This window comes from Arthrobacter sp. MDT1-49-2, from assembly GCF_059090185.1.
The window spans coordinates 376,114-401,117 of the sequence record NZ_JBNHFK010000002.1 but is presented as its reverse complement, the minus strand read 5'-3'; the positions used below and the strand labels follow the sequence as shown (position 1 = coordinate 401,117).

17 protein-coding genes, 1 tRNA gene and 1 pseudogene are annotated in these 25,004 nt (G+C 65.2%); 12 read left to right on the top strand and 7 right to left on the bottom strand.

The genetic code is table 11. The features are described 5' to 3' along the window. Positions 1 to 191: 191 nt before the first annotated feature. The 3 genes from AC5RTS_RS04365 (at position 192) to AC5RTS_RS04355 (ending at position 3,326) form a co-directional block, all read left to right on the top strand. Complete coding sequence (locus tag AC5RTS_RS04365) at positions 192 to 1,424, top strand: extracellular solute-binding protein (protein ID WP_493990847.1); 1,233 nt, start codon at positions 192 to 194, stop codon at positions 1,422 to 1,424. Positions 1,425 to 1,495: 71 nt separating this feature from the next. Continuing rightward, a complete protein-coding gene (locus AC5RTS_RS04360) occupies positions 1,496 to 2,416 on the top strand; it encodes a carbohydrate ABC transporter permease (RefSeq protein ID WP_493990846.1) in 921 nt (306 codons plus the stop codon). Position 2,417: 1 nt separating this feature from the next. After that, positions 2,418 to 3,326, top strand: a complete 909-nt coding sequence (locus AC5RTS_RS04355) for a carbohydrate ABC transporter permease (RefSeq protein ID WP_493990845.1) — start codon at positions 2,418 to 2,420, stop codon at positions 3,324 to 3,326. A 101-nt stretch (positions 3,327 to 3,427) separates the two neighbouring features. Here the strand turns inward: AC5RTS_RS04355 and AC5RTS_RS04350 are convergent. Together AC5RTS_RS04350 and AC5RTS_RS04345 are read right to left on the bottom strand one after the other, a co-directional pair. Beyond that, a tRNA-Arg gene (locus AC5RTS_RS04350) sits at positions 3,428 to 3,501 on the bottom strand. 32 nt (positions 3,502 to 3,533) lie between these two features. Then, entirely contained in the window at positions 3,534 to 4,076 is a 543-nt protein-coding gene (locus tag AC5RTS_RS04345) for a MarR family winged helix-turn-helix transcriptional regulator (protein ID WP_493990844.1), read from the bottom strand. An 82-nt stretch (positions 4,077 to 4,158) separates the two neighbouring features. Here AC5RTS_RS04345 and AC5RTS_RS04340 point away from each other — a divergent pair. After that, positions 4,159 to 6,120 (top strand): annotated as a pseudogene (locus AC5RTS_RS04340) (MMPL family transporter); the annotation flags it as partial. Between the two features lie 21 nt (positions 6,121 to 6,141). Here the strand turns inward: AC5RTS_RS04340 and AC5RTS_RS04335 are convergent. Continuing rightward, positions 6,142 to 6,771 carry a hypothetical protein gene (locus AC5RTS_RS04335; RefSeq protein WP_493990843.1) on the bottom strand — a complete coding sequence of 210 codons (630 nt, stop codon included), beginning with the start codon at positions 6,769 to 6,771 and terminating at the stop codon, positions 6,142 to 6,144. A 135-nt stretch (positions 6,772 to 6,906) separates the two neighbouring features. On the opposite strand from AC5RTS_RS04335, the gene AC5RTS_RS04330 reads away from it, so the two are divergent. The 5 genes from AC5RTS_RS04330 (at position 6,907) to AC5RTS_RS04310 (ending at position 14,046) form a co-directional block, all read left to right on the top strand. Then, a complete protein-coding gene (locus tag AC5RTS_RS04330; RefSeq protein WP_493990842.1) occupies positions 6,907 to 7,710 on the top strand; it encodes an inositol monophosphatase family protein in 804 nt (267 codons plus the stop codon). 94 nt (positions 7,711 to 7,804) lie between these two features. Beyond that, positions 7,805 to 10,249, top strand: coding sequence for a DNA helicase PcrA (pcrA, locus tag AC5RTS_RS04325; protein WP_493990841.1), 2,445 nt, complete (start codon positions 7,805 to 7,807; stop codon positions 10,247 to 10,249). Between the two features lie 201 nt (positions 10,250 to 10,450). Continuing rightward, on the top strand, positions 10,451 to 11,620 hold the full coding sequence (gene sucC / locus AC5RTS_RS04320; protein WP_493990840.1) for an ADP-forming succinate--CoA ligase subunit beta: 1,170 nt from the start codon (positions 10,451 to 10,453) through the stop codon (positions 11,618 to 11,620). A gap of 36 nt (positions 11,621 to 11,656) precedes the next feature. Further along, positions 11,657 to 12,559: a succinate--CoA ligase subunit alpha gene (gene sucD / locus AC5RTS_RS04315; RefSeq protein WP_227905829.1), complete on the top strand. Its 903-nt coding sequence runs from the start codon at positions 11,657 to 11,659 to the stop codon at positions 12,557 to 12,559. A 77-nt stretch (positions 12,560 to 12,636) separates the two neighbouring features. Next, entirely contained in the window at positions 12,637 to 14,046 is a 1,410-nt protein-coding gene (locus tag AC5RTS_RS04310) for a sugar porter family MFS transporter (RefSeq protein WP_493990839.1), read from the top strand. A 67-nt stretch (positions 14,047 to 14,113) separates the two neighbouring features. Here AC5RTS_RS04310 and AC5RTS_RS04305 read toward each other — a convergent pair whose 3' ends face one another. The 3 genes from AC5RTS_RS04305 to AC5RTS_RS04295 all read right to left on the bottom strand — a co-directional run bounded on the left by AC5RTS_RS04305 (position 14,114) and on the right by AC5RTS_RS04295 (position 19,322). Next, the gene (locus AC5RTS_RS04305) at positions 14,114 to 15,670 is read right to left on the bottom strand and encodes an alpha/beta hydrolase (RefSeq protein ID WP_493990838.1); all 1,557 of its coding nucleotides are present in this window, start codon (positions 15,668 to 15,670) and stop codon (positions 14,114 to 14,116) included. 261 nt (positions 15,671 to 15,931) lie between these two features. Further along, entirely contained in the window at positions 15,932 to 17,869 is a 1,938-nt protein-coding gene (locus AC5RTS_RS04300; protein WP_493990837.1) for a BCCT family transporter, read from the bottom strand. Positions 17,870 to 18,188: 319 nt separating this feature from the next. After that, a complete protein-coding gene (locus tag AC5RTS_RS04295) occupies positions 18,189 to 19,322 on the bottom strand; it encodes a VIT1/CCC1 transporter family protein (RefSeq protein ID WP_493990836.1) in 1,134 nt (377 codons plus the stop codon). A gap of 326 nt (positions 19,323 to 19,648) precedes the next feature. On the opposite strand from AC5RTS_RS04295, the gene AC5RTS_RS04290 reads away from it, so the two are divergent. The 3 genes from AC5RTS_RS04290 to AC5RTS_RS04280 are packed head-to-tail and all read left to right on the top strand — an operon-like array spanning position 19,649 to position 23,219. After that, positions 19,649 to 21,451 carry a long-chain-fatty-acid--CoA ligase gene (locus AC5RTS_RS04290; protein WP_493990835.1) on the top strand — a complete coding sequence of 601 codons (1,803 nt, stop codon included), beginning with the start codon at positions 19,649 to 19,651 and terminating at the stop codon, positions 21,449 to 21,451. A 15-nt stretch (positions 21,452 to 21,466) separates the two neighbouring features. Continuing rightward, the gene (locus tag AC5RTS_RS04285) at positions 21,467 to 22,633 is read left to right on the top strand and encodes an AI-2E family transporter (RefSeq protein ID WP_493990834.1); all 1,167 of its coding nucleotides are present in this window, start codon (positions 21,467 to 21,469) and stop codon (positions 22,631 to 22,633) included. A 10-nt stretch (positions 22,634 to 22,643) separates the two neighbouring features. After that, positions 22,644 to 23,219 carry a helix-turn-helix domain-containing protein gene (locus AC5RTS_RS04280; RefSeq protein ID WP_493990833.1) on the top strand — a complete coding sequence of 192 codons (576 nt, stop codon included), beginning with the start codon at positions 22,644 to 22,646 and terminating at the stop codon, positions 23,217 to 23,219. Positions 23,220 to 23,257: 38 nt separating this feature from the next. On the opposite strand, the gene AC5RTS_RS04275 is transcribed toward AC5RTS_RS04280, so the two are convergent. After that, complete coding sequence (locus AC5RTS_RS04275) at positions 23,258 to 24,952, bottom strand: FAD-dependent monooxygenase (RefSeq protein WP_493990832.1); 1,695 nt, start codon at positions 24,950 to 24,952, stop codon at positions 23,258 to 23,260. Between the last annotated feature and the right edge of the window lie 52 nt (positions 24,953 to 25,004).

Below are 25,004 nucleotides of genomic sequence, written 5' to 3'. Positions count from 1 at the left end.
CTGAAAAAAGGTCTTGACGGCGGCGCATCGTCAGGCAATTATTCTCTCAACTGACTGATGAACTCTGATTACAGCCAAGCGACAGTTATCAGATTCCGTCATCGCCCACTGGCATCCGGCGGCTTTGTGCCGCCGGCGGCCACAGGCACCGTTTCGCGGTCCCCGGCCGTGACTATTTGAAAGAGGATTCAATGAAGAGCAATGTTCGCATCGGCCTGGTGGCCCTGGCTGTCACCGGCGCCCTCGCGGTTTCCTCCTGTGGGTTCGGGGGCGGCGGCAGCAGTGAAGGCGACGCCAGCTCCATCGACCTGCTGGTTCCCAGCTACTCGGACGGAACCAAGGCCCTCTGGGAGGGCGTCATCGAGGACTTCCAAGCCGAGAACGAGGGAATCACGGTAAACCTGCAGGTCGAATCGTGGGAGAACCTCGAGTCCGTCCTGCAGACCAAGATCCAGGCCGGCGAGGCTCCGGATATTTACAACGGCGGTGCCTTCTCGGCCTTCGCGGACGAGGGACTGCTGTATCCCGCAGAAGACATTGCGTCCGAGGAGACCATCAGCGATTTCCAGGAATCCTTCGCCGAGAATGAAGCCCTCGACGGCACGCAGTACGGCCTGCCCCTGATTGCCTCGGTCCGTGCGCTGTTCTACAACCAGGACCTTTTTGACGCCGCGGGTGTCACGGCGCCTCCCACCACCTGGGATGAGTTGCATGCGGCCGCAAAGAAAATCTCGGATACCGGTACCCCCGGCTACGGCATGCCCCTGGGCTCTGAAGAGGCGCAGGGCGAAAGCCTGATCTGGTTCGCCGGTAACGGCGGGGGCTTCGGCGACGAAACCGAAATCACCGTCAACTCACCGGAGAACCTCGAAGCTGCCGAGTTCATGAAGAAAATGATCTCCGACGGCGTGACGCAGCCGGATCCGGGAGCAACCCAGCGCACTCCCATGATCAATGTCTTCGCCCAGGGACAGATCGGCATGGTCTACGCCCTGCCGCAGACGGTGGGACAGATTGAGGAAGAAAACCCGGACCTCAACTACGGAGTGACCACCGTTCCCACCCGAAGCGGCGAGCCCGCAACGCTCGGCGTCGCGGACCGGCTGATGGCGTTCAAGAACGATGAGGACAAGCAGGAAGCCATCACGGCCTTCATGGACTTCTTCTACTCCGAGGACAACTACGTGGACTGGGTGCAGACCGAAGGGTTCCTGCCCACCACGAAGAGCGGTTCCGAAGCCATGGCCAGCAACGAGGACCTGGCACCGTTCCTGGACATGCTGCCCAGCGCAAAGTTCTACCCCACCACCAACCCTGCCTGGAACAGCACGGATGGTGCCTTCAAGTCCCTGATGGGCCAGCTTGAAGACCAGGATGCAAAGACGGTCCTGGACCAGATCCAGTCCAAGGCTGACGCAGCCTGACTCCGGCCCGAAGGGGCCGCCGCGCAGGTTCGAAGCGGCGGCCCCTTCCTGTTCCAGAACGGTTTCACATTATGAGCAGCACACTTCGGCATCCGGGAGTGCGGGCCGGCAGGCCACGGGGCAGCGAAAGTATCTGGGCCGCCCTGCCCTGGATCGGACCGGTCCTCATCCTGGTCTTCGGCATCGTCATTTTTCCCGCCGGCTACATGATCTACAGCTCCACCAGGCGTATCAGCCAGGCGGGAACGAACGTGGAGGGCGTGGGCCTGGCGAACTTCCAGACCGTGTTCACCGATCCCAACCTGCCGCGGATCCTGCTCAATACGGTGGTTTGGGTCGCCGTGGTGGTGACCCTGACGGTCATCATCTCCCTGGCACTGGCCAACTTCCTGAACAAGCCGTTCCCGGGCAGGACCCTGGTCCGGATGGCGGTGGTGGTTCCCTGGGCTGCCAGCGTGGTCATGACCACCACGGTGTTCTACTACGGACTGGACCGGGACTACGGCATCATCAACAAGTTCATGGTCGACATCGGGCTGATGGATGCGGCCTACGGGTTCACCAAAAACACGACCACCGCCCTGGCTGCGGCCATTATCGTCGGCGTCTTCGTCTCCCTCCCGTTTACCACCTACACCCTGCTTGCCGGAATGCAGGCGGTTCCCGGGGACGCACTGGAGGCAGCCAAGATGGACGGTGCCGGACCGGTCCGCACCTACTTCAGCGTGGTGCTGCCCCAGCTGCGCGGTGCACTCGCCGTGGCCGTACTGATCAACATCATCAACGTCTTCAATAACCTGCCCATCCTGAGAATCATGACCGGGTCCATTCCCGGCTACAGCGCCGACACCCTAATGACCTACATCTTCAAGGTGCTGCAGTTTGACCGGCGCCTGGATGTGGCGAGCGCGCTCAGCGTGGTCAACTTCGCCGTCGTCCTGGTGATCGTGGCGGTCTACGTGAAGATCGTCAAACCTATGAAGGAGGTCTGAAATGGCCGTCACCGCCCCCGCAGTTCCCCCGGTTGCCGCGCCCGTTCAGCCCCGCCGGAAGCGGTACGGAACTGACAACGTCAGCGGCCGCCGCATGTGGGGACGGACCGTCATCGGCGCCGTCATCGCCCTGGCCTTCCTGACCCCGTACCTGATCATGCTGGTCGGTTCCCTGAAGACCCGGTCGGAAATCCTCTCGGTTCCGCCCGAGTACCTTCCGCAGGACGGCCTGCAGTTCGGGAACTACCAGTCCATGTGGGATACCCCGGAAACACCGCTCACCTACAACCTGTTCTCCACCATCATCATTGCGGTATTTGCTACCTTGCTGGTGCTGCTGGTGGCCACCCCCGCCGCGTACTACACCGCGCGGTTCCGCTTTCCCGGGAGGATGGTTTTCCTCTTCCTGGTGATCGTGACACAGATGCTTCAGCCGGCCGTTCTGACCGCTGGGCTGTTCCGTCAGATGCTCTGGCTTGACCTTAATGACACCTGGGTTGCGATGATCCTGATCAACGCGGCCTTCAACCTCTCCTTCGCCCTCTGGATCATGCACAGCTTCTTCGCTGCCATACCGAAGGAAATCGACGAGGCAGCGCAGATCGACGGCGCGGGGCGACTGAAGGTACTCTTCCGGATCAACCTGCCCCTGGTCTGGCCGGGCATCGTTACCGCGGTGATTTTCACCTTCGTTTCATCCTGGAATGAATTCGCCGCCAGCCTGGTGATTATGTCCACCGCGGAAAACCAGCCGCTCTCCGTTGCGCTGACCAAATTCATCGGCCAGTACGCCACCAGCTGGCAGTATGTCTTCGGCGTATCCATCGTCGCGATTGTGCCGGTGATTATTCTCTTCGCCGTGATCGAGAAGCGCCTCATCGGCGGGCTGACCGCCGGAGCCGTCAAATAGACCGGAGATCCGTCCGCGCCTAAAAACGGACTCCTTGAGGAAACCCGCCCCCGATCTCCGCCCCTGCTGGAGATCGGGGGTCCGTTTCTTAAAAGAAAAAGTGCCCCCGGCCGGAATCGAACCGACGACCTGCCCTTTAGGAGAGGGCCGCTCTATCCTACTGAGCTACGGAGGCAAACCGCCGGGTACCGGCGGAGCGGTACCAGCTTACCCGTTTCTTTCCGAAGGTGTTTGCAGCGGATCCGGTGTGCCGCCGGGGGCGCCGTGGGAGGCGGATCGTCCGGTGTCGGGGCGCAGGTCGCTCACGTACCGCTGATAGCTCTCCCGGATGCCCTGCATAAAACCCAGGACAGTGCGCAGCTCCTCCTCCGAATACCGTGACATCACTTCGTCGGTGAGGGCGCCGAGCGGTCCGAAGTAGGCTCCGGCCAACTGCATGGCCAACGGTTCGAAGTGCAGGGTCACCTTTCGGCGGTCGGCATGGGTCCGGTTGCGGTGGATGTGCCCGATCCGTTCCAACCTGTCGATCACCGCGGTGGTCGCCCCGGAGGAGGTGCCCAGCCGGGCACTGAGCTGGCCCGCGGTCAGCGCCTCATGCCGGATTTCGGCCTCCATAATCAGCACCAGTGCGCGCATGTCCGTGGAATTCAAACCATGGGCATGCGCAAAGGCATCCGCGACTCGCTGCCCGTCCAGGCTCATGCCGCGGAGCACGTCGACGATATCCCGCCGTAGCTCCTGATCTTCCACAGCCCAATAGTAACTTGGAATTGAAGTATCTCCATATCTGAGATACTTTCGGACAGAGATACTTACGTCACGGGAGAAGCACATGTACGCAGGGATAGTGAAGAACGCCAAAACGGCGTGGGTCACTCTACTGATCGGGGTGGCCGTCATTATCGGCCTGTTCGCCCTGCCGGCAGAGGAAAACGACACCACCGGAGTGGGTGGCCTGGATGATAAGTACCAGTCCACCCAGGTGGAGGAGCTGCTCCAGGAGTTCCCCGACGCGCAGGAATCCTCCGCCATTGTGGTGGTCTCCCGCGAGGACGGCGAACCCCTGACCGACGCGGATACGGCCGCGATCGCCCAGATCAACGCAGCCGCAGCCGACGCCGGCGCCTCCGGCCCGCCCCCGCAGGTTCCGCCGGTGGTTTCGGAGAACAAACTCGTCGCCATCGTCCCGCTGACCCTTCAGGCAGCGGCCGACGACGGCAATGCGGTCTCGGACGAGGTCGAGGCGCTGCGCACCGCCGTCGCCGATGCCGCTCCGGAGGGCGTGAAGGCCGAACTCACCGGCGGCGCAGCGTTCAGCGCCGATCTGGCCGGTGTGTTCTCCGGCGCCAACTTCGTGCTGCTCACCGTTACGGCCGGCGTCGTCGCCGTGCTGCTGATCGTCACCTACCGTTCCCCGTGGCTCTGGATTGTGCCGCTGGCGATTGTCGGCGCCATTGAACAGCTGGCCGCAAAGGTGGTGGATCTGCTGGCCCCGGCCACGGGAATCACCGTGGACCCATCGGCGGTGGGCATCACCAGCGTCCTGGTTTTCGGAGCGGCCACCAACTATGCGCTGCTGCTGATTGCCCGCTACCGTGAGGAGCTGCGCGCCCATGACTCGGTCTACGAGGCCATGGGCAAGGCCCTGACCCGCACCCGCGAGGCGATCATCGCCAGCGGCGGCACCGTGATCCTGGCGCTGCTGACCCTGCTGTTCACCGATACGGCCAGCTACCGCGGCCTGGGCTTCTCCGCCGCCATTGGCATTGTGCTGGCTATTTTCAGTGCACTGTTCCTGCTGCCGGTGGCGCTGGTGCTGCTGGGGCGCAAACTGTTCTGGCCCTTCGTGCCGAAGGTGGGGGACCCGGCCAAGGAAGGGAAGTTCTGGGGCAAGCTCGGCGAGGCCACTGCCCGCCGCCCGAAGACTATTGCCGGCACCGCCGTCGTGGTCCTGCTGGCGCTGGGCAGTGCCGTGTTCACCCTGCAGATCGGTCTAAGCGAGAACGAGCAGTTCCGTGAAAAGCCGGAAGCCGTAACCGCTGCGGAAACCCTTGCCGAGGGCTTCCCGGCAGGCTCCTCCTCACCCGTGACCGTGCTGGTGGAAACCGACGCCACCGACGCGGCCGTTGCGGAGCTCCAGGGCATTGAAGGCGTCACCACGGCCACGCCGGGCAGTGAGCATGACGGACTGACCCGCATTGAACTGATCACCGGCTATGAGGCCGGGACGGATGAAGCGAACACCTTTATTACCGATCTGCGGGACGACCTCGCGGGCGAGGACTACGAAGCACTCGTGGGCGGCGAAGCTGCGCAGCGGGTTGACCAGCTGGCGGCAAACCAGCACGACACCCTGCTGGTGGGCAGCTCGGTGATCATCCTGGTGCTGCTGGTACTGGCTGTCCTACTCCGCTCGCTCGTGGCCCCGTTCCTGCTGGTGGCCTCGGTGCTGCTGACCTTCGTGGCCAGTACCGGTCTGAGCTGGCTGCTGTTTGAAAACGTGCTGGACTTCCCGGCCATGGACGTGCAGACGCTGCTCTACTCGTTCCTGTTCCTGGTGGCACTGGGTGTGGATTACAACATCTTCCTGACCACCCGGGCCCGGGAGAACGCCGTGACCATGGGCACCAAGAAGGGCATGCTCGCGGCACTGCGTTCCACCGGCGGCGTGATCACCAGTGCCGGCGTGCTGCTGGCGGCGGTCTTCGCCGTGCTCGGTGTGCTTCCGCTGGTGACCCTGACCCAGGTGGGCATCATCGTGGCCATCGGTGTCCTGTTCGACACCCTGTTGGTGCGGACCGTCGTGGTCCCGGCGCTAACCTTTGTCCTTGGCGACAAGTTCTGGTGGCCCTCCAACCCGGCGGGTAAAAACGGAAACCACGGCCGCCGCAAGGCTGAGACCGAGCAGGACCCATCGGGCGACGGTCAGGGTGCCCGCAAGAGCGGCATCGCCGCTGGATAGTTCTGCGGCACCGAGGGCATTGTCAATGGCGATGTTCTCCCACAGATCGGCGACCACAAAGAGGATCGGGGCGCTGAAGAGCACCCAGCGCAGCGAACGGCGCTGGGTGTTCAGCCCGATGATCAGCAGCCAGGTCATGCCGAAGACCAGCGGAAACAGCACCCCGGCGGTTTTGTGCACGTAGCTGAGCTGGCCCAGGGCATCTGCATCCATGGCGGCCCGCAGCGCCGCCAGATGATCTTCCCCGTAGCCAAAGACCATGGAGTCCGGCATGGCCAGCCCGTCCGAAAGGTCGGTCAGCTGGCCCAGCACCAGCAGGTGCAGGTACCAGAACAGGAACAGGGTGGTCACCACCCCGGCAATGACTATCAGCCCCGGACTGCTTTTGGGCTGCGGCGGCTGACCTGCTCCCGGTGTGCCCGGGCGGGCCGGGGCTGCGTTGGGTCCGTGTTTGGCGGCGCGCTGCGCGGCGGTTTTTCCCATAGATACAGTATGGCCGCACCGGCACGGCCGCTGCGGCCAACCGGTGCGGCGGTGTCGCTCCGCTGCGGAGCAGGCACCATGGGTGGCCCAACAACGTCCCTGTCGCGCGCACAGGACCGCCGCTACGCTGGGGCTATGGACCCCGTAGCAACCCCTGAAGATTTTGCCCTGGCCGCTGACCTGGTGCGCGAAGCCGGGCAGCTGGCCCTTCGGATGCGTTCGGAAGGGCTGACCGCCAGCGCCAAGACGTCCGTGTCCGACGTCGTTACCGCAGCGGACCGTGAAGCGGAGGCTCTGGTGGTTGCCCGGCTGCGCGAGCTGCGGCCCGAGGACGGGATTGTGGGGGAGGAGGGGGCCAGCCGCAGCGGCACCTCCGGCCGCTCCTGGGTTATTGACCCGGTGGACGGCACCTACAACTTCTTCGCAGGGTCAACCTACTGGTGTTCGGCCCTCGCCCTGCGCGCCGACCCGGGCCCGCACGGTGTCCACGGTGATCCGGACGTGCTGCTCGGCGCTGTCTACCAGCCGCAGGAAGAGCAGCTCTGGCTGGGCGGCAAGGGATATCCGGCCACCCGGAACGGTGAACCGATTACTCCGCCCGAAGATGAGCCGCTGAACCGCCTCTCGGCCGGAACCTACATCCACCCCACCTGGCTGCTGCGACCGGAAGTCGCCGGTCCCTGGACGGCCGCGGCCTCCCGGGCAGCCACCATCCGGATGATGGGCTCCGGCTCCTGCGACCTGGTCCGTGTGGCTACCGGCCAGTCCGGTGCCTGGTTCCAGCACAGCTGCCCCGAGTGGGACTGGCTGCCGGGCAAAGCCATTGTCCTGGCTGCCGGCGGCAGCACCGCCGTCGCCGAGGTGAACGGATTCCGCTGGCATATTGCAGGTACCGCGGCCGCTGTCCGTGAGATCCACGGCGCGCTGGCCTCCGCCTGACCCGCGCCCCGCCCTTCTCCCATGGCGCCTGCCGCAGGGGCGCAAACCGCCCCTCACCGGAATGTCGGCCGCAGCGCCTAGACTTAAAGCCATCATGGACTACCTCTTTGATCCACTCTTTCCCGCACCCCGCACCAGCGAACCGGCAGCTGCCGCGAAGGCGCCGCACGCCGAAAACGACCGGCGGGGCTCCTCCTACGCGGATGAAAGCCGTGCCGCGGACCTGCTGCAGGGCCTGAATCCCCAGCAGGAGGAAGCGGTTAAGCACAGCGGTTCGCCGCTGCTGATCGTGGCCGGCGCCGGCTCCGGCAAAACCCGGGTGCTCAGCCACCGGATTGCCTACCTGCTGGCCACCGGCCGGTCCAACCCCGGCCAGATCCTCGCCATCACCTTCACCAACAAGGCCGCCGCCGAAATGCGCGAGCGGATCGAGAACCTGGTGGGCGGCGTCGCCAAGACCATGTGGATCTCCACGTTCCACTCCTCCTGCGTGCGGATCCTGCGCCGGGAAGCCAAAACGGTGGGGATGAACTCGAACTTCTCCATCTACGACTCCGCTGATTCGCTGCGGCTGATCACCCTGGTGGCCAAGGGCCTGGACCTTGACCCCAAGCGGTTCACGCCGAAGTCGATCATGCATAAAATCTCGGCGCTGAAAAACGAACTGATCGATGAGGAGTCCTACGCGGAATCGGCCAACCACGCCGATCCGTTCGAGTCCGCCGTGGCAGAGGTCTACAAGGGCTACGCGCAGCGGATGCGCCAGGCCAATGCCATGGACTTTGATGACCTGATTGCCCAGACGGTCTTTATGTTCCGGGCGTTCCCGGGAGTGGCCGAATACTACCGGCGCCGCTTCCGGCACATCCTGGTGGACGAGTACCAGGACACCAACCATGCCCAGTACGCCCTGGTGCGCGAACTGGTGGGCACCGACGACGACGAGATTCCGCCGGCCGAACTGACCGTGGTGGGCGATTCAGACCAGTCCATCTACGCCTTCCGCGGTGCCGATGTGCGCAACATCAACGACTTCGAGAAGGATTACCCGAACGCGCGAACCATCCTGCTGGAGCAGAACTACCGTTCCACGCAGACCATCCTGAACGCGGCCAACGCCGTGATCCAGCGCAACCCGAACCGGCCGGAGAAACGCCTCTGGACCGCTGAGGGCGACGGCGAGAAAATCATCGGCTACGTGGGCGAGAACGAACACGAGGAAGCCCGCTTCATCGCCGAGGAGATCGACCGCCTGCAGGACGAGGAAAACCTGCGCCCCGGCGACGTCGCCGTCTTCTACCGGACCAACGCCCAGTCCCGGTCCCTGGAAGACGTCCTGGTCCGGGTCGGCCTGCCCTACAAGGTGGTTGGCGGCACCCGGTTCTACGAGCGCAAGGAAATCAAGGACGCGTTGGCCTACCTGCGCGTGCTGGTGAACTCCGACGACGTCGTGAACCTGCGCCGCATCCTGAACGAACCCAAGCGCGGGATCGGAGACCGCGCGGAATACTCCGTGGCGGCGCTGGCCGAACGGGAGCGGATCTCCTTTATGGCAGCCCTGCGCCGGGCCGATGAGGCACCGGGACTGGCCACCCGCTCGCTGAACGCGATCAACGGCTTCGTGAAGCTGATTGACGACCTGGCCGAGGTAGCGTCCGGTTCCGGAGCATCCGCCGCGTTGGAGGCTGTGCTGGAGCAGACCGGCTACCTGGCCCAGCTGCGCTCCAGCAATGATCCGCAGGACGAATCACGGGTGGAGAACCTGGCTGAACTGGTGGCGGTGGTCCGCGAATATGAAAGGGACAACCCCGAGGGGTCCTTGGGGGAGTTCCTGGAACAGGTCTCCCTTGTCGCGGACGCCGACTCCATTCCCGACGCCCCGGAGGGCTCGGCCGAAGAGGTTGCTGCCGCCGTCGAGGAGTCCCGCCGGCAGGGCGTGGTCACGCTGATGACCCTGCACACGGCCAAGGGCCTGGAGTTCCCGGTGGTGTTCCTGACCGGCATGGAGCAGGGACTCTTCCCGCACCAGCGCTCCGCCACCGACCCGGCCGAGCTCGCCGAGGAACGGCGCCTGGCCTACGTGGGCCTGACCCGCGCCCGGCAGCGGCTCTACCTGACCCGCTCCGAGGTGCGCAGCATGTGGGGTCAGAGCCAGTACAACCCCGCCAGCCAGTTTGTCGGCGAAGTTCCGGCCGAACTGATCGAGTGGAAGCGCGAAGGGATGGACCGGCCCACCTGGGGCGGGGGAGGCAGCATCACCTCCAGCCGCTACGGCGGATCCTCCTGGGGCGCCGGTGCCCCGATGGGAACCGGCGGCAGCACCGCCAACGCCCCGGTGGCCAAGGCCATGGGGCGTGTGCAGCCGCAGAAGGAAGTCATTTCCGTGGCTGCCGGTGACAAGGTCAACCACACCTCCTTCGGCCACGGCACGGTGCTCGCCGTGGAAGGCGCAGGGGACAAGACGGTGGCCAAGGTGAAGTTCGATATCGGGGAGAAACGCCTGCTGCTGCGCTATGCGCCCCTGACGAAGGAGTCCTGAAAAGAGACGCCTGTCATAGCGCAGGCCCCCTCATTTCTACAAACGATAGAAGTGTGTGCTTCATCACTAAAGGGGTAGTCTGTGATCGGCGCCAAGCGCCGAGGGACTAAAGTTCCCAATGGAGCAGACCGGCTGGATGCATCTGCTCTGCGATCGCCAGATCGAATGTAAACCTACTTCGACGTAGAAGGACACTAACCCGTGGACCTGTTTGAATATCAGGCGCGCGATCTGTTTGAGGCGCACGGTGTACCCGTGCTCGCCGGAATCGTGGCGCACACTCCTGAAGAAGCCAAAGCTGCTGCTGAGAAAATCGGCGGCGTCGTTGTCGTCAAGGCACAGGTCAAGGTTGGTGGCCGAGGCAAGGCCGGCGGCGTAAAGGTCGCCAAGACCGCAGATGAAGCTTTCGAGCACGCATCCAACATCCTCGGCATGGACATCAAGGGCCACACCGTCAACAAGGTGATGATTGCCCAGGGTGCCGATATCGCCGAAGAATTCTACTTCTCGGTCCTCCTGGACCGGGCAAACCGCAACTACCTGGCCATGTGCTCGGTTGAAGGCGGCATGGAGATCGAGCAGCTGGCAGTGGAGCGTCCCGACGCCCTGGCCCGCGTTGCTGTTGATCCGGCCGTCGGCATCGACGCCGCCAAGGCAGCAGAGATTGTCGACGCCGCCGGGTTCGCGCCCGAGCTGCGCGAGGGCGTCATCAACGCCATCATCAAGCTGTGGGACGTCTTCACCAAGGAAGACGCCACCCTGGTGGAGGTCAACCCGCTGGTCCGCACCGGCGCCGGCGACATCGTTGCCCTCGACGGCAAGGTCTCCCTCGACGAAAACGCAGCCTTCCGCCAGCCCGGCCACGCCGAGCTGGAGGACAAGGACGCCGCTGACCCGCTCGAGGCCAAGGCCAAGGAAAACGACCTCAACTACGTCAAGCTGGACGGCGAAGTAGGCATCATCGGCAACGGCGCCGGCCTGGTCATGTCCACCCTCGACGTGGTGGCGTACGCCGGCGAAAAGCACGGCAACGTCAAGCCCGCGAACTTCCTGGACATCGGCGGCGGAGCCTCGGCATCCGTTATGGCTGCAGGCCTGGATGTCATCCTGAATGACTCCCAGGTCAAGTCCGTGTTCGTCAACGTCTTCGGCGGCATCACCGCGTGTGACGCCGTTGCCAACGGCATCGTCAAGGCCCTGGAGATCCTCGGCGACGAAGCCAACAAGCCGCTCGTTGTCCGCCTCGACGGCAACAACGTCGAGGAAGGCCGCCGCATCCTCGCCGAGGCCAACCACCCGCTGGTCACCCTGGCCACCACCATGGACGAAGGCGCCGACAAGGCCGCCGAGCTCGCTCACGCCGCTCGCTAACCGAGCCTGTCGAAACCTAGAAGAGAGAATCCACCTATGTCTATCTACTTGAACAAGGACTCCAAGGTCATCGTTCAGGGCATCACCGGCGGCGAAGGCACCAAGCACACCGCCCTGATGCTCAAGGCCGGCACCCAGGTTGTCGGCGGCGTGAACGCCCGCAAGGCAGGCACCACCGTCACCCACGGCGACGTTGAACTGCCCGTCTTCGGCACCGTTGCCGAGGCCATCGACAAGACCGACGCCGATGTCTCCATCGTCTTCGTGCCGCCGGCCTTCACCAAGGACGCCGTCATGGAAGCCATCGACGCCGGAATCGGCCTCGTAGTGGTTATCACCGAAGGTGTTCCGGTCCAGGACTCCGCCGAATTCTGGGCCCACGCCCAGTCCAAGGTGGACGCGGACGGCAACCAGGTCACCCGCATCATCGGCCCGAACTGCCCCGGCATCATCACCCCCGGTGAAGCACTGGTCGGCATCACGCCCGCCAACATCACCGGCAAGGGTCCCATCGGCCTGGTTTCCAAGTCCGGCACCCTGACCTACCAGATGATGTACGAACTGCGTGACCTGGGCTTCTCCACCGCCATCGGCATCGGCGGCGACCCGGTCATCGGCACCACCCACATCGACGCCCTGGCTGCGTTCGAAGCGGATCCCGAAACCAAGGCGATCGTGATGATCGGCGAAATCGGCGGCGACGCCGAAGAGCGTGCCGCGGAATTCATCAAGGCCAACGTCACGAAGCCGGTTGTCGGCTACGTGGCCGGCTTCACCGCTCCGGAAGGCAAGACCATGGGCCACGCAGGCGCCATTGTCTCCGGTTCCGCCGGAACCGCCCAGGCCAAGAAGGAAGCCCTCGAGGCTGCCGGCGTGAAGGTCGGCAAGACGCCGTCCGAAACCGCCACCCTGCTGCGCGAAGTCTACGCAGCGCTCTAGTTCCACTAGGCACACCCCCGTCCAGCGGATTCTTCCGCAGGACGGGGGTTTTGTGCGTCTCCTGAAAGAAAGTCGACATGCCCAGCTCAGTTTCCAGCGGTTCCGCCAAAGCCGCGAAAGCGTCACCGCATAAACGCGCGCTCCGCCGCGCCTCGTGGATCGTCACCCTCGGCGGATTCCTCTTCGGCTACGACACCGGCGTCATCAACGGTGCACTGCCGTACATGCAGGATGATCTGGGTCTGACCCCCTTCACGGAGGGGCTCATCACCTCCAGCCTGCTCTTCGGGGCAGCGTTCGGCGGTGCCATCTCCGGCAAACTGACGGACCGGTTCGGGCGCCGGAAGGTCCTGACGGGACTCGCCGTCGTGTTCCTGCTGGGCACCCTGGGAACATCGCTGGCCCCGACCATCGCAGTGATGGTGTTCTCCCGCGTGGTCCTTGGACTGGCCGTGGGCGGAGCATCGGCGCTGGTGCCTTTGTTCCTGGCTGAACTGGCCCCTGCCGAGCGCCGCGGACAGATGGTGACCCGCGACCAGCTGATGATTGTCACCGGCCAGCTGGTTGCCTTCATCGCCAACGCCGTGATCGGCAACATCTGGGGCGAGGACCAGGGCATCTGGCGCTGGATGCTCGTGGTGGCCACCCTCCCGGCCATCGCCCTCTGGATCGGCATCGCCTTTGTCCCCGAAAGCCCGCGCTGGCTTGCGTCCAAGGGCCGGTTCGCGGAAACGCTGGCCGCCCTGAAACAGATCCGCAGCGCAGACGCCGCCCAGCGCGAGTTCGCCGAAGTCCGGGACCTGGCGGAGAAGGATTCGGCGCAGGCTGGCAGCCTGCGCGATTTCGCGGAGCCGTGGCTGCTGCGCGTACTGCTCATCGGCATGGGACTGTCCATCGTCCAGCAGATCACCGGTGTCAACGCCATCATGTATTACGGCACACAGATCCTCGCAGATGCAGGATTCGGTACGGAAGCGGCCCTCACCGCGATCATCGCCAACGGTGTGGTCTCCGTGGCGGCGGCCTGTGTCGGTATCTGGCTCTTGGGCCGGGTCCGGCGCCGCCGCATGCTGATGACGGGCCTGATCGGCACCGGATCCTCCCTGCTGCTGATCGGCATCGTGTCCATCACCGTTGCCGAGGGAAGCCTCCGCGGGTACCTGATCCTGGCCCTGACCGTGACGTTCCTGGCTTTCCAACAGGGCGCCGTATCACCGGTAACGTGGCTGATGCTCTCCGAGATCTTCCCGCTGAAGGTCCGCGGACTCGGCATCGGTCTCTCTGTTTTCGTGCAGTGGATGACCAACTTTGCCGTCGGATTCTCCTTCCCGATGCTGATGGCCGCCATCGGCATTTCCAACACCTTCTTTATCTTTGTGGTGCTGGGGGTCCTGGCTCTGCTGTTCGTCCGCCGGTACGTCCCTGAGACCCGCGGACAGAGCCTGGAGCAGGTCGAAGAACAGCTGCGGGCCGCCGGCACCAAGTAGGCCGCGCCGACGCACAATGGAAGGGACCCGGCGCGCCGCCGGGTCCCTTCCGTTCTTTCACGGTCCGTTAGGGAACGGCAGGGTATGCCGCGACCGTAGGCACCGTCACTGAAGCATTGAAGCTGGTCAGGGCGGTGGCCTTCGGCAGCGCGTAGACGGACGTGGCCGGGGTTACCTGCAGCACCAACCTGCTGGCGGACGTCACCGTGTAGGACACCTCTTCCAAGGGCACGGTCACAGTGTGTTCCCTGCCATCCAGAACCAGCGGCACCGGCGTCACCTGGTTGCCCAGCACCAGGGACGCGCGGGCCTTGTCGATGATCTGCGCGTACACGTGGGTGCTGCCCTGCGGCGCGTACCCGCGGTACGTGAGGGTGAGCTGCGGGGCACCGAAGACCGAGGTGGTGACCGCCGGTGACGCGATCGGTACGTTGACCGCTACCGGTGCTACCGCCGCCGCAACCACTGCCCCGCTGACCGCGGCGGGGGAGAGGAGCATGGATCCCTTTCCGGTGCCCGCCAGGGAGCCGGTGGCTTCCGGGTAGCCCGGAGCCGCGCGGGTGACACCGTGCTGGTCAATGAATTCAAAGGCCGCGCCGGTGTCCACCGGCTGGTCCCGCAGGTATTTGCCGAACCAGTTCAGCACCGCCGGGGTGATCCGGTCCGGGCCGGCCGTGGAGTTGCACAGGCCGTGCCCGCCGCAGAACTGCAGCATCGTGGTGGGGGTGCCGGTGCTGCTGATCAGCTCATAGTTACGGGTGGCCTCATTGAGGGTGAACAGGGTATCCGCGGTGCCCTGGATAATCAGGGTGGGCGCAGTGATGGACGTGAACATCGTGTCCGGGGTCAGCGACTCGAAGTAGGCAATGGATTCGGCGCTGAGTTGGTTGGGATAGGTCAGCCCTTCCTTGCACGCCTTGCGGACCGGAGCCGCCAGGGCGCCCTGGTTGCCCACCAGGGACCCCAGCTGGCCCAGTGCCGTGCCTTCGGCGCAGAGCAGGGCACCCCAGCCGCTCTTGAACGAGCCCGCCTTATAAAGGCTGGTGGTCAGGTCATTCCAGGCAATGGTGGGGGTGATCGCGTCCACCCGCTGGTCCTGGGAAGCGAGGACAAACTGGATACCGCCGCCGTAGGAGGCCCCGGCCATGCCCAGCACGGGATCCCCGGGGGCATCCAGGCTCGCTTCCGGCTGTGCAGCGATGTAATCGATAATGGCCGAGCCGTCCCGCCCTTCGTAGGCGGGGTTGTTCACATAGGCCTCGCCGCCGCTGAGGCCGAACCCGCGCGGGTCCCAGGTGACCACGTTGTAGCCGGCCTCCCGCAGCGGGGCGATGCCGATGGAACCGATGAGGGTGCTGGTGGATGTGACGGGCAGTCGTCCGCCGGGGAGCCCGAACCCGGGCCCCACCATCACGGTGGGAGCCTGCTGCCCGGCGGCGAGCCCGCTGGCCGGGAAGAAATTGGTATGGATAGGCGTGCCGTCAAAGCTGGTGACGACGACGTCGGTGCGCGCGGCAGGTGCCGCGGCGGCAGGGGCAGCAGGTGCGGCCGTGGCGGGTACAGCGGCCAGTGTGGGTCCCAGCAATGCTGCGGCAACCGCCAAAACGCCCAGATGTTTCCTCATAATGACCTCATTGTCTGTGGGGAAAAGAGTGGTTACCAGCTGGTAACTTTCCGCAGACTATGGAGAGGAAAGGCACAGGCGCAAGCATTCCTCAACGAATTGGATTCATAGTGGAGGTATTTTCGGCGTTGTCTATTGTGCTGCGACAGCCTGTGGTTTACGGCGGCTGGAGGAATGAACCGTCCGGATATGCGGAATGCCCCCGCACACAGGGTGCGGAGGCATTCCGGGATGATGCGGGCTGGTGCGGCTCGGTACCTGCTACTTGCCGCTGCGGGCACCGCCGTCAGGTGCGTCGCCGTCCTCGTCACGCCGGGACGCAGCCGTTGCCGGCGCACCCGCATCCTGGCCGTCGTCGTGCTCCGTGGTGTGCAGGTCGAAGGAGGAACCGTGTTCCTCCACACCGGCCTGGATGGCACGGCCCACAACGGATACCGCGAGCTTACGCCGCAGCGAAAGCGGATCCCTGGCCAGGTCCTTGACCAGTGCGACGGTTAGCAGCAGCATCACCACGGCGAAGGGCAACGCCGCCACAATGGTGATCCGTTGGAGGCCGTCCAACGCCTCGGCAGGTTCATCGCCGCCGGCCAGCAGCATTACCGCAGCAACGGCGCCGGTGAGGATGCCCCAGAAGACCACCACGCCGCGGGGCGGGTTTTCCGCACCGTTGGAGCTGAGCGAGGCCATCACAATGGACGCTGAATCCGCTCCCGTGACAAAGAAGATCGCGATCAGGATCATTGCCAGCACGCCGACGGCGCCGGCCAGCAGGTTAGGCATCGGCAGGGCGGCGAAGAGATCGAAGAGGGACCCGTCGAAGGAAATGGTCGGCTCGCCGTCCACCATGGTGACCAGGCCGTCAGTCCCGTTGGCCGCTGCTTCCTGCTGGGTGCCGATGGCGGCGCCGCCGAAGATGGAGAACCAGACAACGCTGACGGCGAAGGGCACCAGCAGCACGCCGGTGACAAACTGCCGGATGGTGCGGCCCCGGCTGATGCGGGCAATGAACATGCCCACGAACGGCGTCCAGGACAGCCACCAGGCCCAGTAGAAGATGGTCCAGCTGGAGAGCCATGCGCGCATGGACTCATCGCCGGTGACCTCGGTCCGCGATGCCATCTGTGCCATGTTGGCGGCGTAGTCGCCGATGGCGGCCGGAACCACGTTGAGGATGAACAGGGTGGGGCCCACCACGAAGATGATGGCGGCAAGGACTATCGCCAGCACCATGTTGATGTTGGAAAGCCACTGGATGCCGCGGGAAATGCCGGAGACAGCCGAGGCCACAAAGCAGCCGGTGAGGATGGCGACGATGGCCACCAGGATGGGCGTGCCCACCGTCCCCAGGAAACCGCCGGACTGCAGGCCGCTGCCGATCTGCAGGGCGCCCAGGCCCAGGGAAGCCGCGGTGCCGAAGAGCGTCGCGAAGATCGCAAAGATGTTCAGGACCTTGCCCAGCGGGCCGTCTACCCGCTTCGCGCCGAAGAGCGAGGTGAAGGCCGAGGAAATCAGCTGCTTGCGGCCCAGCCGGTAGGTGCCGTACGCCATGGCAATACCCACCACGGCGTACATGGCCCACGGATGCAGTCCCCAGTGGAACAGCGAGGTTCCCATGGCGGTCTGCAGGGCCTCCGGGGTCTGGGGATCCACCGTGCCGGGCGGCGGGGAAATGTAGTAGAACAGGGGCTCGGCCACACCGTAGAACATCAGGCCGATGCCCATGCCGGCGGAGAACATCATGGCGATCCAGGAGACTGTCTTGTACTGCGGCTCCTCACCGTCCTGGCCCAGCGGAATGCGGCCAAAGCGGCCAACAGCCAGCCAGATGACGTACACCACGAGGAACGAGGCCAGCAGCACAAAGAACCAGCCGGCGTTGGTAATCACCCAGTCAAGCGCTGTCTGGGAGACCGAGGACAGGCTCTCCGTGCCGAAGAAGCCCCACGCAATGAACGCAAGAGCCAGGACGCCGGTGACGGCAAAGAGCAGCTTGTCCAGCTTCGCCGGAACCTCACGGCTGAGGGCCTTCTCCTGCTCCCGCTGGCCTTCGATCATCAGCTGAACGAGTTCGTGCTCCTGCTCCACCACCGGGAGCGAGGACGTAGTGGTTTCCTCGATGGTGATGGCGAGTCTTGCGGAATCGGCGGGATCGCCGTCGTGCACCCCGGAGTCGCGCGGCGGACCTTCTGTGGTAGCCATAGGCCTTTCCTTATGTCAGCGCAAAGGGCCCGAATCCATGTGACGGACTCGGGCAGGCAGACGGGCAACCCACTCCCGGCGGCGGGGCAAAACCATGCCCGCACGCCCCCGGGATCTATAAAAGCAACGCGCCCCGACTCTGCGTCCCTTTACATAATTCGCGAGTGTGTTCCTTTCAACGTTGCGGCCGGCACTCGCCCAAGTCAAATCGCAAGGTGTCCCGCGGGCCTGGATCACAGGCCGGATTCCCGGTGAGAAACGGCAGATTGACTGCCTCTGCGGAACGTCATTCTCGCGCGTCCCGCCGGGCCCGGAACGGTCAGAGTGCGGTGGTGCCGAAGAGCATGCCCAGCAGATAGGTGGCCGCGGCAGCGCCGAAACCGATGGCCAGCTGGCGCAGGGCACGCTTCAGCGGTGAAGCGCCGGAGAGCAGGCCCACGACGGCGCCGGTCATCAGCAGTGCCAGGCCCACCAACACGCAGGAGAGGACGACGGCGGTCAGCCCGGTCAGGCCGAACAGGTACGGCAGTACCGGGATCACCGCGCCGGAGGCGAAGAAGCAGAAGCTGGATGCGGCTGCGCCGAGCCCCGTACCCACAGACTCGTGGTCATCCCGGGACCCGCCCGCCTCGTCAGCCTCGGGATTCAGCGAGAAGCTCGGGTCGCAGTCGCAGCTGTAAAGCCCCATCCGCTCGGCCGCCCGGTGCTCGGCTGCCTCCTTGGACATGCCCCGGGCCCGGTAGACCAGCACCAGCTCATTGGCGTCAATGTCCAGCGACTTGGCCGCGGAAAGGGTGATCTGCGTGGGCCGGGAGGCATCCAGGAGTTCGCGCTGGGAGCGGACGGAGACGTATTCCCCGGCGCCCATGGACAAGGCGCCGGAGAGCAGGCCCGCGAGGCCGCTGATCAGGATGAAGGTGCTGGAAACTCCGGTGGCCCCAATGCCCATAATGAGGGCGAGATTGCTCACCAAACCGTCGTTGGCGCCGAACACAGCCGCGCGGAAGTTGCCGGAAAGCCGTGTCCGGCCGCGGGTTGCCAAACCGCGGACCACTTCTTCATGGATCTGTTCATCAGCAGCCATGGCGCTGGTGGCATTCGGATCCTCGGCGTACGGGGACCGGCCCTCGGCCCGCTGGGCCAGGGCGAGCACAAACACCGAACCGAACCGGCGGGCCAGCAGGCCAAGCATGCGGTTGCGGAGGGAGGGGCGCAGGGGGCGCCCGGCGTCGTCGCCCAGCAGTGCACGCCAGTGCTCTTCGTGGCGTCCTTCCGCCTCGGCCAGGGCAAGCAGGATGTCCCGCTCTTCCCCCTCGCGCCGTTCCGCCAGGTACCGATAGGTTGCGGCTTCGGCCTGCTCGTCCGCCAGGTACTGTCGCCAGCGCCTGCGATCGGCCGCCGTGGGCGAGTGCGGGGTTTCGCCTGAGCTGTCCGGCGAGGGGGAGGGGTTCACGGTGCTCCTGACAGGGACCGGAAACGTGTGGGGATCCGGCCAGTTTAGATACGACTCTTCTGACCGAAGGTCTCGCTCGCCCGCGGCTGGTGCCGGCGGGTGGACTGCCGGGACGCCGCAGCGTCCAGTGTGTCGACAGGCCGCGGACTGACAGGCCGCGTCTGCTCAGACATCGTCTAAGCCGCGGACCAGGCCGGAGCTACTCCCCTTCGACGCACCAGTGTAGTCGATCCTGCTGCAGAAAACCGCTGCCGCGCGGGAAGGCACGGTTTGGCCTCAGACGCAATAGCTTAAGGCGAAGCCGGGCAGGCGCTAAAGTCAATTACGTGAGCAATAACTTTCCTGTTTCGCATCCGGACCGTCCGTGGACCCGTCAATACGGCGACGGGGTCCTGAAGAGTTTCAGCCTTCCCGAGGGCTCCCTGGTGGACATGGTGGAGACATCAGTGCGCAAGTTCGGTGCCAAAACGGCTCTCCAGTTCTTCGGTGCCACCACCAGCTACGCCGAGCTGGGCGAACAGATCCGCCGTGCCGCGGCGGGGCTGCAGAAGCTGGGTGTGGGCAAGGGGGACCGAGTGGCGCTGGTGCTGCCCAACTGCCCGCAGCATGTGGTGGCGTTCTACGCCGTCCTGCGGCTGGGCGCCGTAGTGGTGGAGCACAACCCGCTCTACACCGACCGGGAACTGCGGCACCAGTTCGAGGATCACGGTGCCACCGTAGCCATTGTCTGGGACAAGACCGTACAGCGGGTCCAGGACCTGCCCGCGGACATTCCGGTGCACACCATCATCTCGGTCAACCTGATCGAGGCCATGCCGCTGTCCAACCGGCTGGCACTGAAGCTGCCTGTTGCCAAAGCGCGAACCTCCCGTGCGGCCCTGACCACAGACAAGCGGCCGCGCAGCGGCACCAGGGAAGTGCTGGCATGGAAGGCGCTGCTGGATAACCGTCCGCTGCGCCGCCGGCACCCGCGCCCGGAGTCCGCGGATCTGGCCGCCATCCAGTACACCAGCGGCACCACGGCCGATCCGAAGGGCGCCATGCTCTCGCACGCGAACCTGATGGCGAACGCCGCGCAGGGCCGGGCCTGGGTGCAGGGACTGCGCCCCGGCAAGGAAACCTTCTACGCCGTGCTGCCAATGTTCCACGCTTACGGCCTGACGCTGACACTGACCTTCGCCATGAGCATGGGTGCACGCCTGGTGCTTTTCCCGAAGTTCGATGTGGACCTCACGCTGCAGGCCATGAAGAAGACTCCCGCCACCTTCCTGCCCGCGGTGCCGCCGATCTATGACCGGCTGGCGGCTGCCGCAAAGGAACGGGGTGTCTCGCTGAAGGGCATCCGGTTCGCGATCTCCGGAGCCATGAACCTGCCGCCCAAAACGGTGGAAATCTGGGAAGCCGCCACCGGCGGGCACCTGATTGAAGGCTACGGGCTGACCGAAACGTCACCGGTGGCACTGGGCAACCCGTTTGGCCCCACCCGCAAGCCCGGTACCGTGGGTGTGCCGTTCCCGGAGACCGACATCCGTATTGTGGATCCGGAAAACCCCACCGCTGAGGTGCAGCACGGCACCCCCGGCGAACTGCTGATCAAGGGCCCGCAGGTCTTTGGCGGCTACTGGAACAAGCCCCGTGAGTCTGAGGCGGCGCTGCTCGAGGGCGGCTGGTTCCGCACAGGCGATATCGTTTCCGCGGACGACGACGGATTTGTCACCATCCGGGACCGGATTAAGGAACTGATCATCACCGGCGGTTTCAATGTGTCCCCGTCCGAGGTGGAGGACGCACTGAAACGGCACGAGTCCGTGGACGACGCCGCCGTGGTGGGCATGGCCCGTACCGAAGGCGGTGAGGACGTGGTGGCTGCCGTGGTGCTCAAACCGGGCTCCGGATTCAACGCGGAGGGGCTGCGTGCCTATGTGCGCAACGAGCTGGCCGCCTACAAGGTCCCACGGCGCATCGTGGAAATCCAGGAACTGCCACGTTCGTTGATCGGCAAGGTTCTGCGCCGGCATGTCCGCGACAACCTGCAGAACGGCAACCACGGATCACCCGCTGCACCAGACCAGGGCACAGCCCCCGCCACCCATGACGCCGGTGCTGCCGGTGCCCCGAAAAAGCCCTGAGCAGAGAGAGCGGACATGAGCGCATCAAGCACGCAGCGGAAGGATCGGCCGTCCGACGCCGAGCACGCCAGGCCTGGCCGGTATTGGAGCGGCCCCCTGGGCCATGCGGCGCAGCGTTCAGCCCAGATCCTCCTGATCCTGGTGCTGGTGGCCGTGTCCGTTTACGGACTCCGGCAGATCACGCTGGTGGTGATTCCCGTCCTGCTCGCCCTGATCCTGGGCGCAGCGATTGCTCCGTTCGTCAACTGGCTGCGCCGCAAGGGATGGCCCGGCGCACTGGCGACGGGGTTGTCCTTCCTGCTCCTGCTGGCAATCTTCAGCGGATTGGTAACCGGAATCGTGTTCGCCATCCGCAGCGAGTGGTCCTCACTGGTTGGCCAGGCGGTCCAGGGCTTCGACAAGCTCTATGACTTCATCGAGAACGGTCCGCTGCCGATCGATGACAACATGCTCCGGGATGCCCGGGATACTGCCATCGATTTCGCCACCAGCAGCACGGTTGGCAACGGGGCAATAGCCGGCCTCTCCGCGGCCACGTCATTTATCACCGGGTTCCTGCTGATGGCAGTGGTGCTCTTCTACTTCCTCAAGGACGGAGACCGGATCTGGGCGTTCTTCCTGCGGTGGTTCCCTGAAGAGCGCCGCGATAAGGCCCGCATTTCGGGCTTCCGGGTGATGGAGGTCCTGGGCGGCTACATCCGCGGCACTGCCATCGTGGCACTGGTGGATGCCGTCTGTATCGGTGCGGCCCTGTTCATCCTGCAGGTTCCGCTGGCCCTGCCCCTGACAGTGATCGTGTTTGTCGGTGCCTTCATCCCGCTGGTAGGTGCAACGGCGGCCGGAGTGTTCGCTGCCCTGATTGCCCTCGTAGCCAACGGTCCGATTGTGGCGCTGGTGGTGGTGGTGGTGATCATCGCCGTGAACCAGATCGAAGGAAACTTCCTGCAGCCGGTAGTGATGGGCAAGTCGCTGAGCATCCATGCCTTGGTTATCCTGCTTGCCCTGGCCGCCGGAACCATCCTGGCCGGGATTATCGGAGCCATCCTGGCGGTGCCGATTGCCGCCGTGGGCTGGGCCGTCATCAAGGTCTGGACCGGGGAAGACAAGGGCGAGGACATTGAGGAGCTCGCCGAGGTTCCGGATCCGGAGAAACAACCCGAGATGGAATCGGCGGAAAGCTGAAGGGCTACCCGTGAAGGCCCTGCCCGTAGAACCGACTAACGCACCCGTGGCGATCGGCGTGCGCATCCGAACCGCCCGGCAGGCTCGGCACATGACCATTGAGCAGGTGGCCGATGCCACCGGGCTGACCAAGGGCTTCCTCAGCCGGATGGAGCGGGACCTGACGTCACCGTCGGTCGCGTCCCTGGTGACGTTGTGCCAGGTGCTCTCCATCTCCATCGGAGACCTGTTTTCGGCGCCCCAGACTAACCTGACCCGGTGGGAGGATGCCCCGCGGATCAGCCTGGGCGGCGACGGGATTGTGGAGCGCCTGGTCACCGCGCGCACCGAGCGCCGGGTCCAAGTGGTCCGCTCCGTTATTGAACCCGGTGGTGCCGGCGAAGCGGACCTGTACTCCGTGGACTGCGAGGTCGAAGTCCTGCACGTGGTGCAGGGCCGTTTCGAGCTGATTCTCGGCAGCGAGCGGCTGGATCTGGGTGCCGGTGACACCGTCACCTTCCCCGGGCGCGAGCCGCATTCCTGGCGCAACCCCGGGAGCCGGGAAGCCATCGTGCTGTGGACCCTGGTCGGGCCCGGCAGCGCGTAACGGCTGGCCCGGTGTCAGGCCGGTGGGCAGTCCGTGGTCTACAGCTGGGCGGGCTGGGCCGGTTCCGTGGCCGGCTCCGTAAGCTGCGTCAGGTAGCTGACCGCTCCGGTCACGTCCCGGCCCGCTGAGCGGTAGCCCACGTAGCCGTCGGGCCGGATGATCAGCAGCTCCGGGCGGCGGGAGCTCAGGCCCAGACGGTGGAACGCGAGGCCGCTGACATCCTGGATGATGCCCGGCCCGCCGGCGATCAGGCTGCTGCCTGCCATCAGCTGCTTCACGTTCAACACCCCCGCCAGACGGGGCATTGCTGCCTGGATCTGATGGGCCGCGTCCTGCGGCCATCCCGGGCCGCAGAGCAACACCGTGAAGCCCGGCGCCACTGCAAGATCCTGCAGCCGGCGCTCCCGGCCCTGATGGATCACATCGGCATCCGGCAGGCGGTCACCGGGGCGCGGACCGGAGGTCAGGAAACCCGGCAGTCGGGAGCTGCCGGACTGCACCATGTCGGAGCCGCGGTAATTGACGTTCAGCTGCGACATGGTCCGGAAGAGGTGCGAACGCAGACCGTCCCAGCCCATGACCTTCGGGGCCAGGGCAGGCAGGAGTTTGGTGCGGGGCAGCTTCGCCAGACCGCTGCGGCTGGTGGCGAGCTTGAAGATCCGGTCCGTGGCGGAGACGATGTCCCGGCCCACCGGGCGCCGCTCGGCGTCATAGCTGTCGATGAGTTCGTCGCTGGCCAACTCCCGGGCACCGAGCGCGAGTTTCCAGCCGAGGTTCAGCGCGTCCTGGATGCCGGTGTTCATGCCCTGCGCCGCCACGGGGGAGTGCACGTGCGCAGCATCGCCGGCCAGGAACACTGATCCCCGCTGGAAGTACTCCGCCACCTGGTGGGACAGCCGGAAGGTGCTGATCCACTGCGGATCGCGTACCTGCAGTTCTCCGCGGGTGAAGGTGTCGGCCAGCTTCTGGAGTGTCTCGAGGGTGGTCTGGGTGTTGTCCCCGCGCGGTTTGATGCCGATCATCCGCCAGGTGGCCGGGCCGCCGAGCGGGAAGAGGAAAAGGAAGCCGTCATCGGTGGGGTAGGAGTGCACGGTGTCCGGCTCAGCGCCGTCAATCTCGACATCCGCCAGGACAAAAGTGTCCGGGTATGCTGAGCCGCGCCAGTCCATGCCGGCCTTTGCGCGGACCGAGCTGTTGGCGCCGTCGGCCCCCACCACGTAGCGGGCACGGATGCGTTCGATGCCGCGGTCCATGCGCTGGATTTTGGCTTCCATGCCGGCAAACGGGTCTTCCGGGTCCAGCCGGTCCAGGTCCTGGAGCTCGGCGCCGCGCTCAATCCGCACCCGGCGGGAGAGCAGGTACTGCGTGAGGATGCGTTCAGTCTCTGTCTGGGAGAGGAACAGCAGCTGCCGGTAGGAAGAGTCTTCCAAACCGGAGTCAAAGAGGTCCACATTCAGGGTTTCCTCCGGCAGGTGCAGCTGCAGCTGGCGTGCCGGACGGCCCGCGGCCGCCAGCTCCTCACCGACGCCGAAGGGGCGCAGCGCCTCGAGTGTGCGCGGCTGAATGGCGATGGCACGGGACTCGGTGCCCGGAGTCTGCCGCCGGTCGATAATGCGGAAACTGGTGCCGAAGGCGCTGAGCTGGGCGGCCAGAGCCAGGCCGGTCGGGCCGGCCCCGACAATCAGGACGTCGACGTCGAAGGAAGGGTCTGCGCTGTTATCGTGGGCCGCCATGCTCTCAGCCTAGTCTTGACCCCGAGCACAGTTCCACTTTAGCCTTTCGGTA

What these genes read in the sequence shown, in the direction of transcription:
- AC5RTS_RS04365 (WP_493990847.1), top strand. Translation starts at nt 192, where the DNA reads ATGAAGAGCAATGTTCGCATCGGCCTGGTGGCCCTGGCTGTCACCGGC.
- AC5RTS_RS04360 (WP_493990846.1), top strand. Translation starts at nt 1,496, where the DNA reads ATGAGCAGCACACTTCGGCATCCGGGAGTGCGGGCCGGCAGGCCACGG.
- AC5RTS_RS04355 (WP_493990845.1), top strand. Translation starts at nt 2,418, where the DNA reads ATGGCCGTCACCGCCCCCGCAGTTCCCCCGGTTGCCGCGCCCGTTCAG.
- AC5RTS_RS04335 (WP_493990843.1), bottom strand. Translation starts at nt 6,771, where the DNA reads ATGGGAAAAACCGCCGCGCAGCGCGCCGCCAAACACGGACCCAACGCA.
- AC5RTS_RS04330 (WP_493990842.1), top strand. Translation starts at nt 6,907, where the DNA reads ATGGACCCCGTAGCAACCCCTGAAGATTTTGCCCTGGCCGCTGACCTG.
- pcrA (WP_493990841.1), top strand. Translation starts at nt 7,805, where the DNA reads ATGGACTACCTCTTTGATCCACTCTTTCCCGCACCCCGCACCAGCGAA.
- sucD (WP_227905829.1), top strand. Translation starts at nt 11,657, where the DNA reads ATGTCTATCTACTTGAACAAGGACTCCAAGGTCATCGTTCAGGGCATC.
- AC5RTS_RS04310 (WP_493990839.1), top strand. Translation starts at nt 12,637, where the DNA reads ATGCCCAGCTCAGTTTCCAGCGGTTCCGCCAAAGCCGCGAAAGCGTCA.
- AC5RTS_RS04305 (WP_493990838.1), bottom strand. Translation starts at nt 15,670, where the DNA reads ATGAGGAAACATCTGGGCGTTTTGGCGGTTGCCGCAGCATTGCTGGGA.
- AC5RTS_RS04300 (WP_493990837.1), bottom strand. Translation starts at nt 17,869, where the DNA reads ATGGCTACCACAGAAGGTCCGCCGCGCGACTCCGGGGTGCACGACGGC.
- AC5RTS_RS04285 (WP_493990834.1), top strand. Translation starts at nt 21,467, where the DNA reads ATGAGCGCATCAAGCACGCAGCGGAAGGATCGGCCGTCCGACGCCGAG.
- AC5RTS_RS04275 (WP_493990832.1), bottom strand. Translation starts at nt 24,952, where the DNA reads ATGGCGGCCCACGATAACAGCGCAGACCCTTCCTTCGACGTCGACGTC.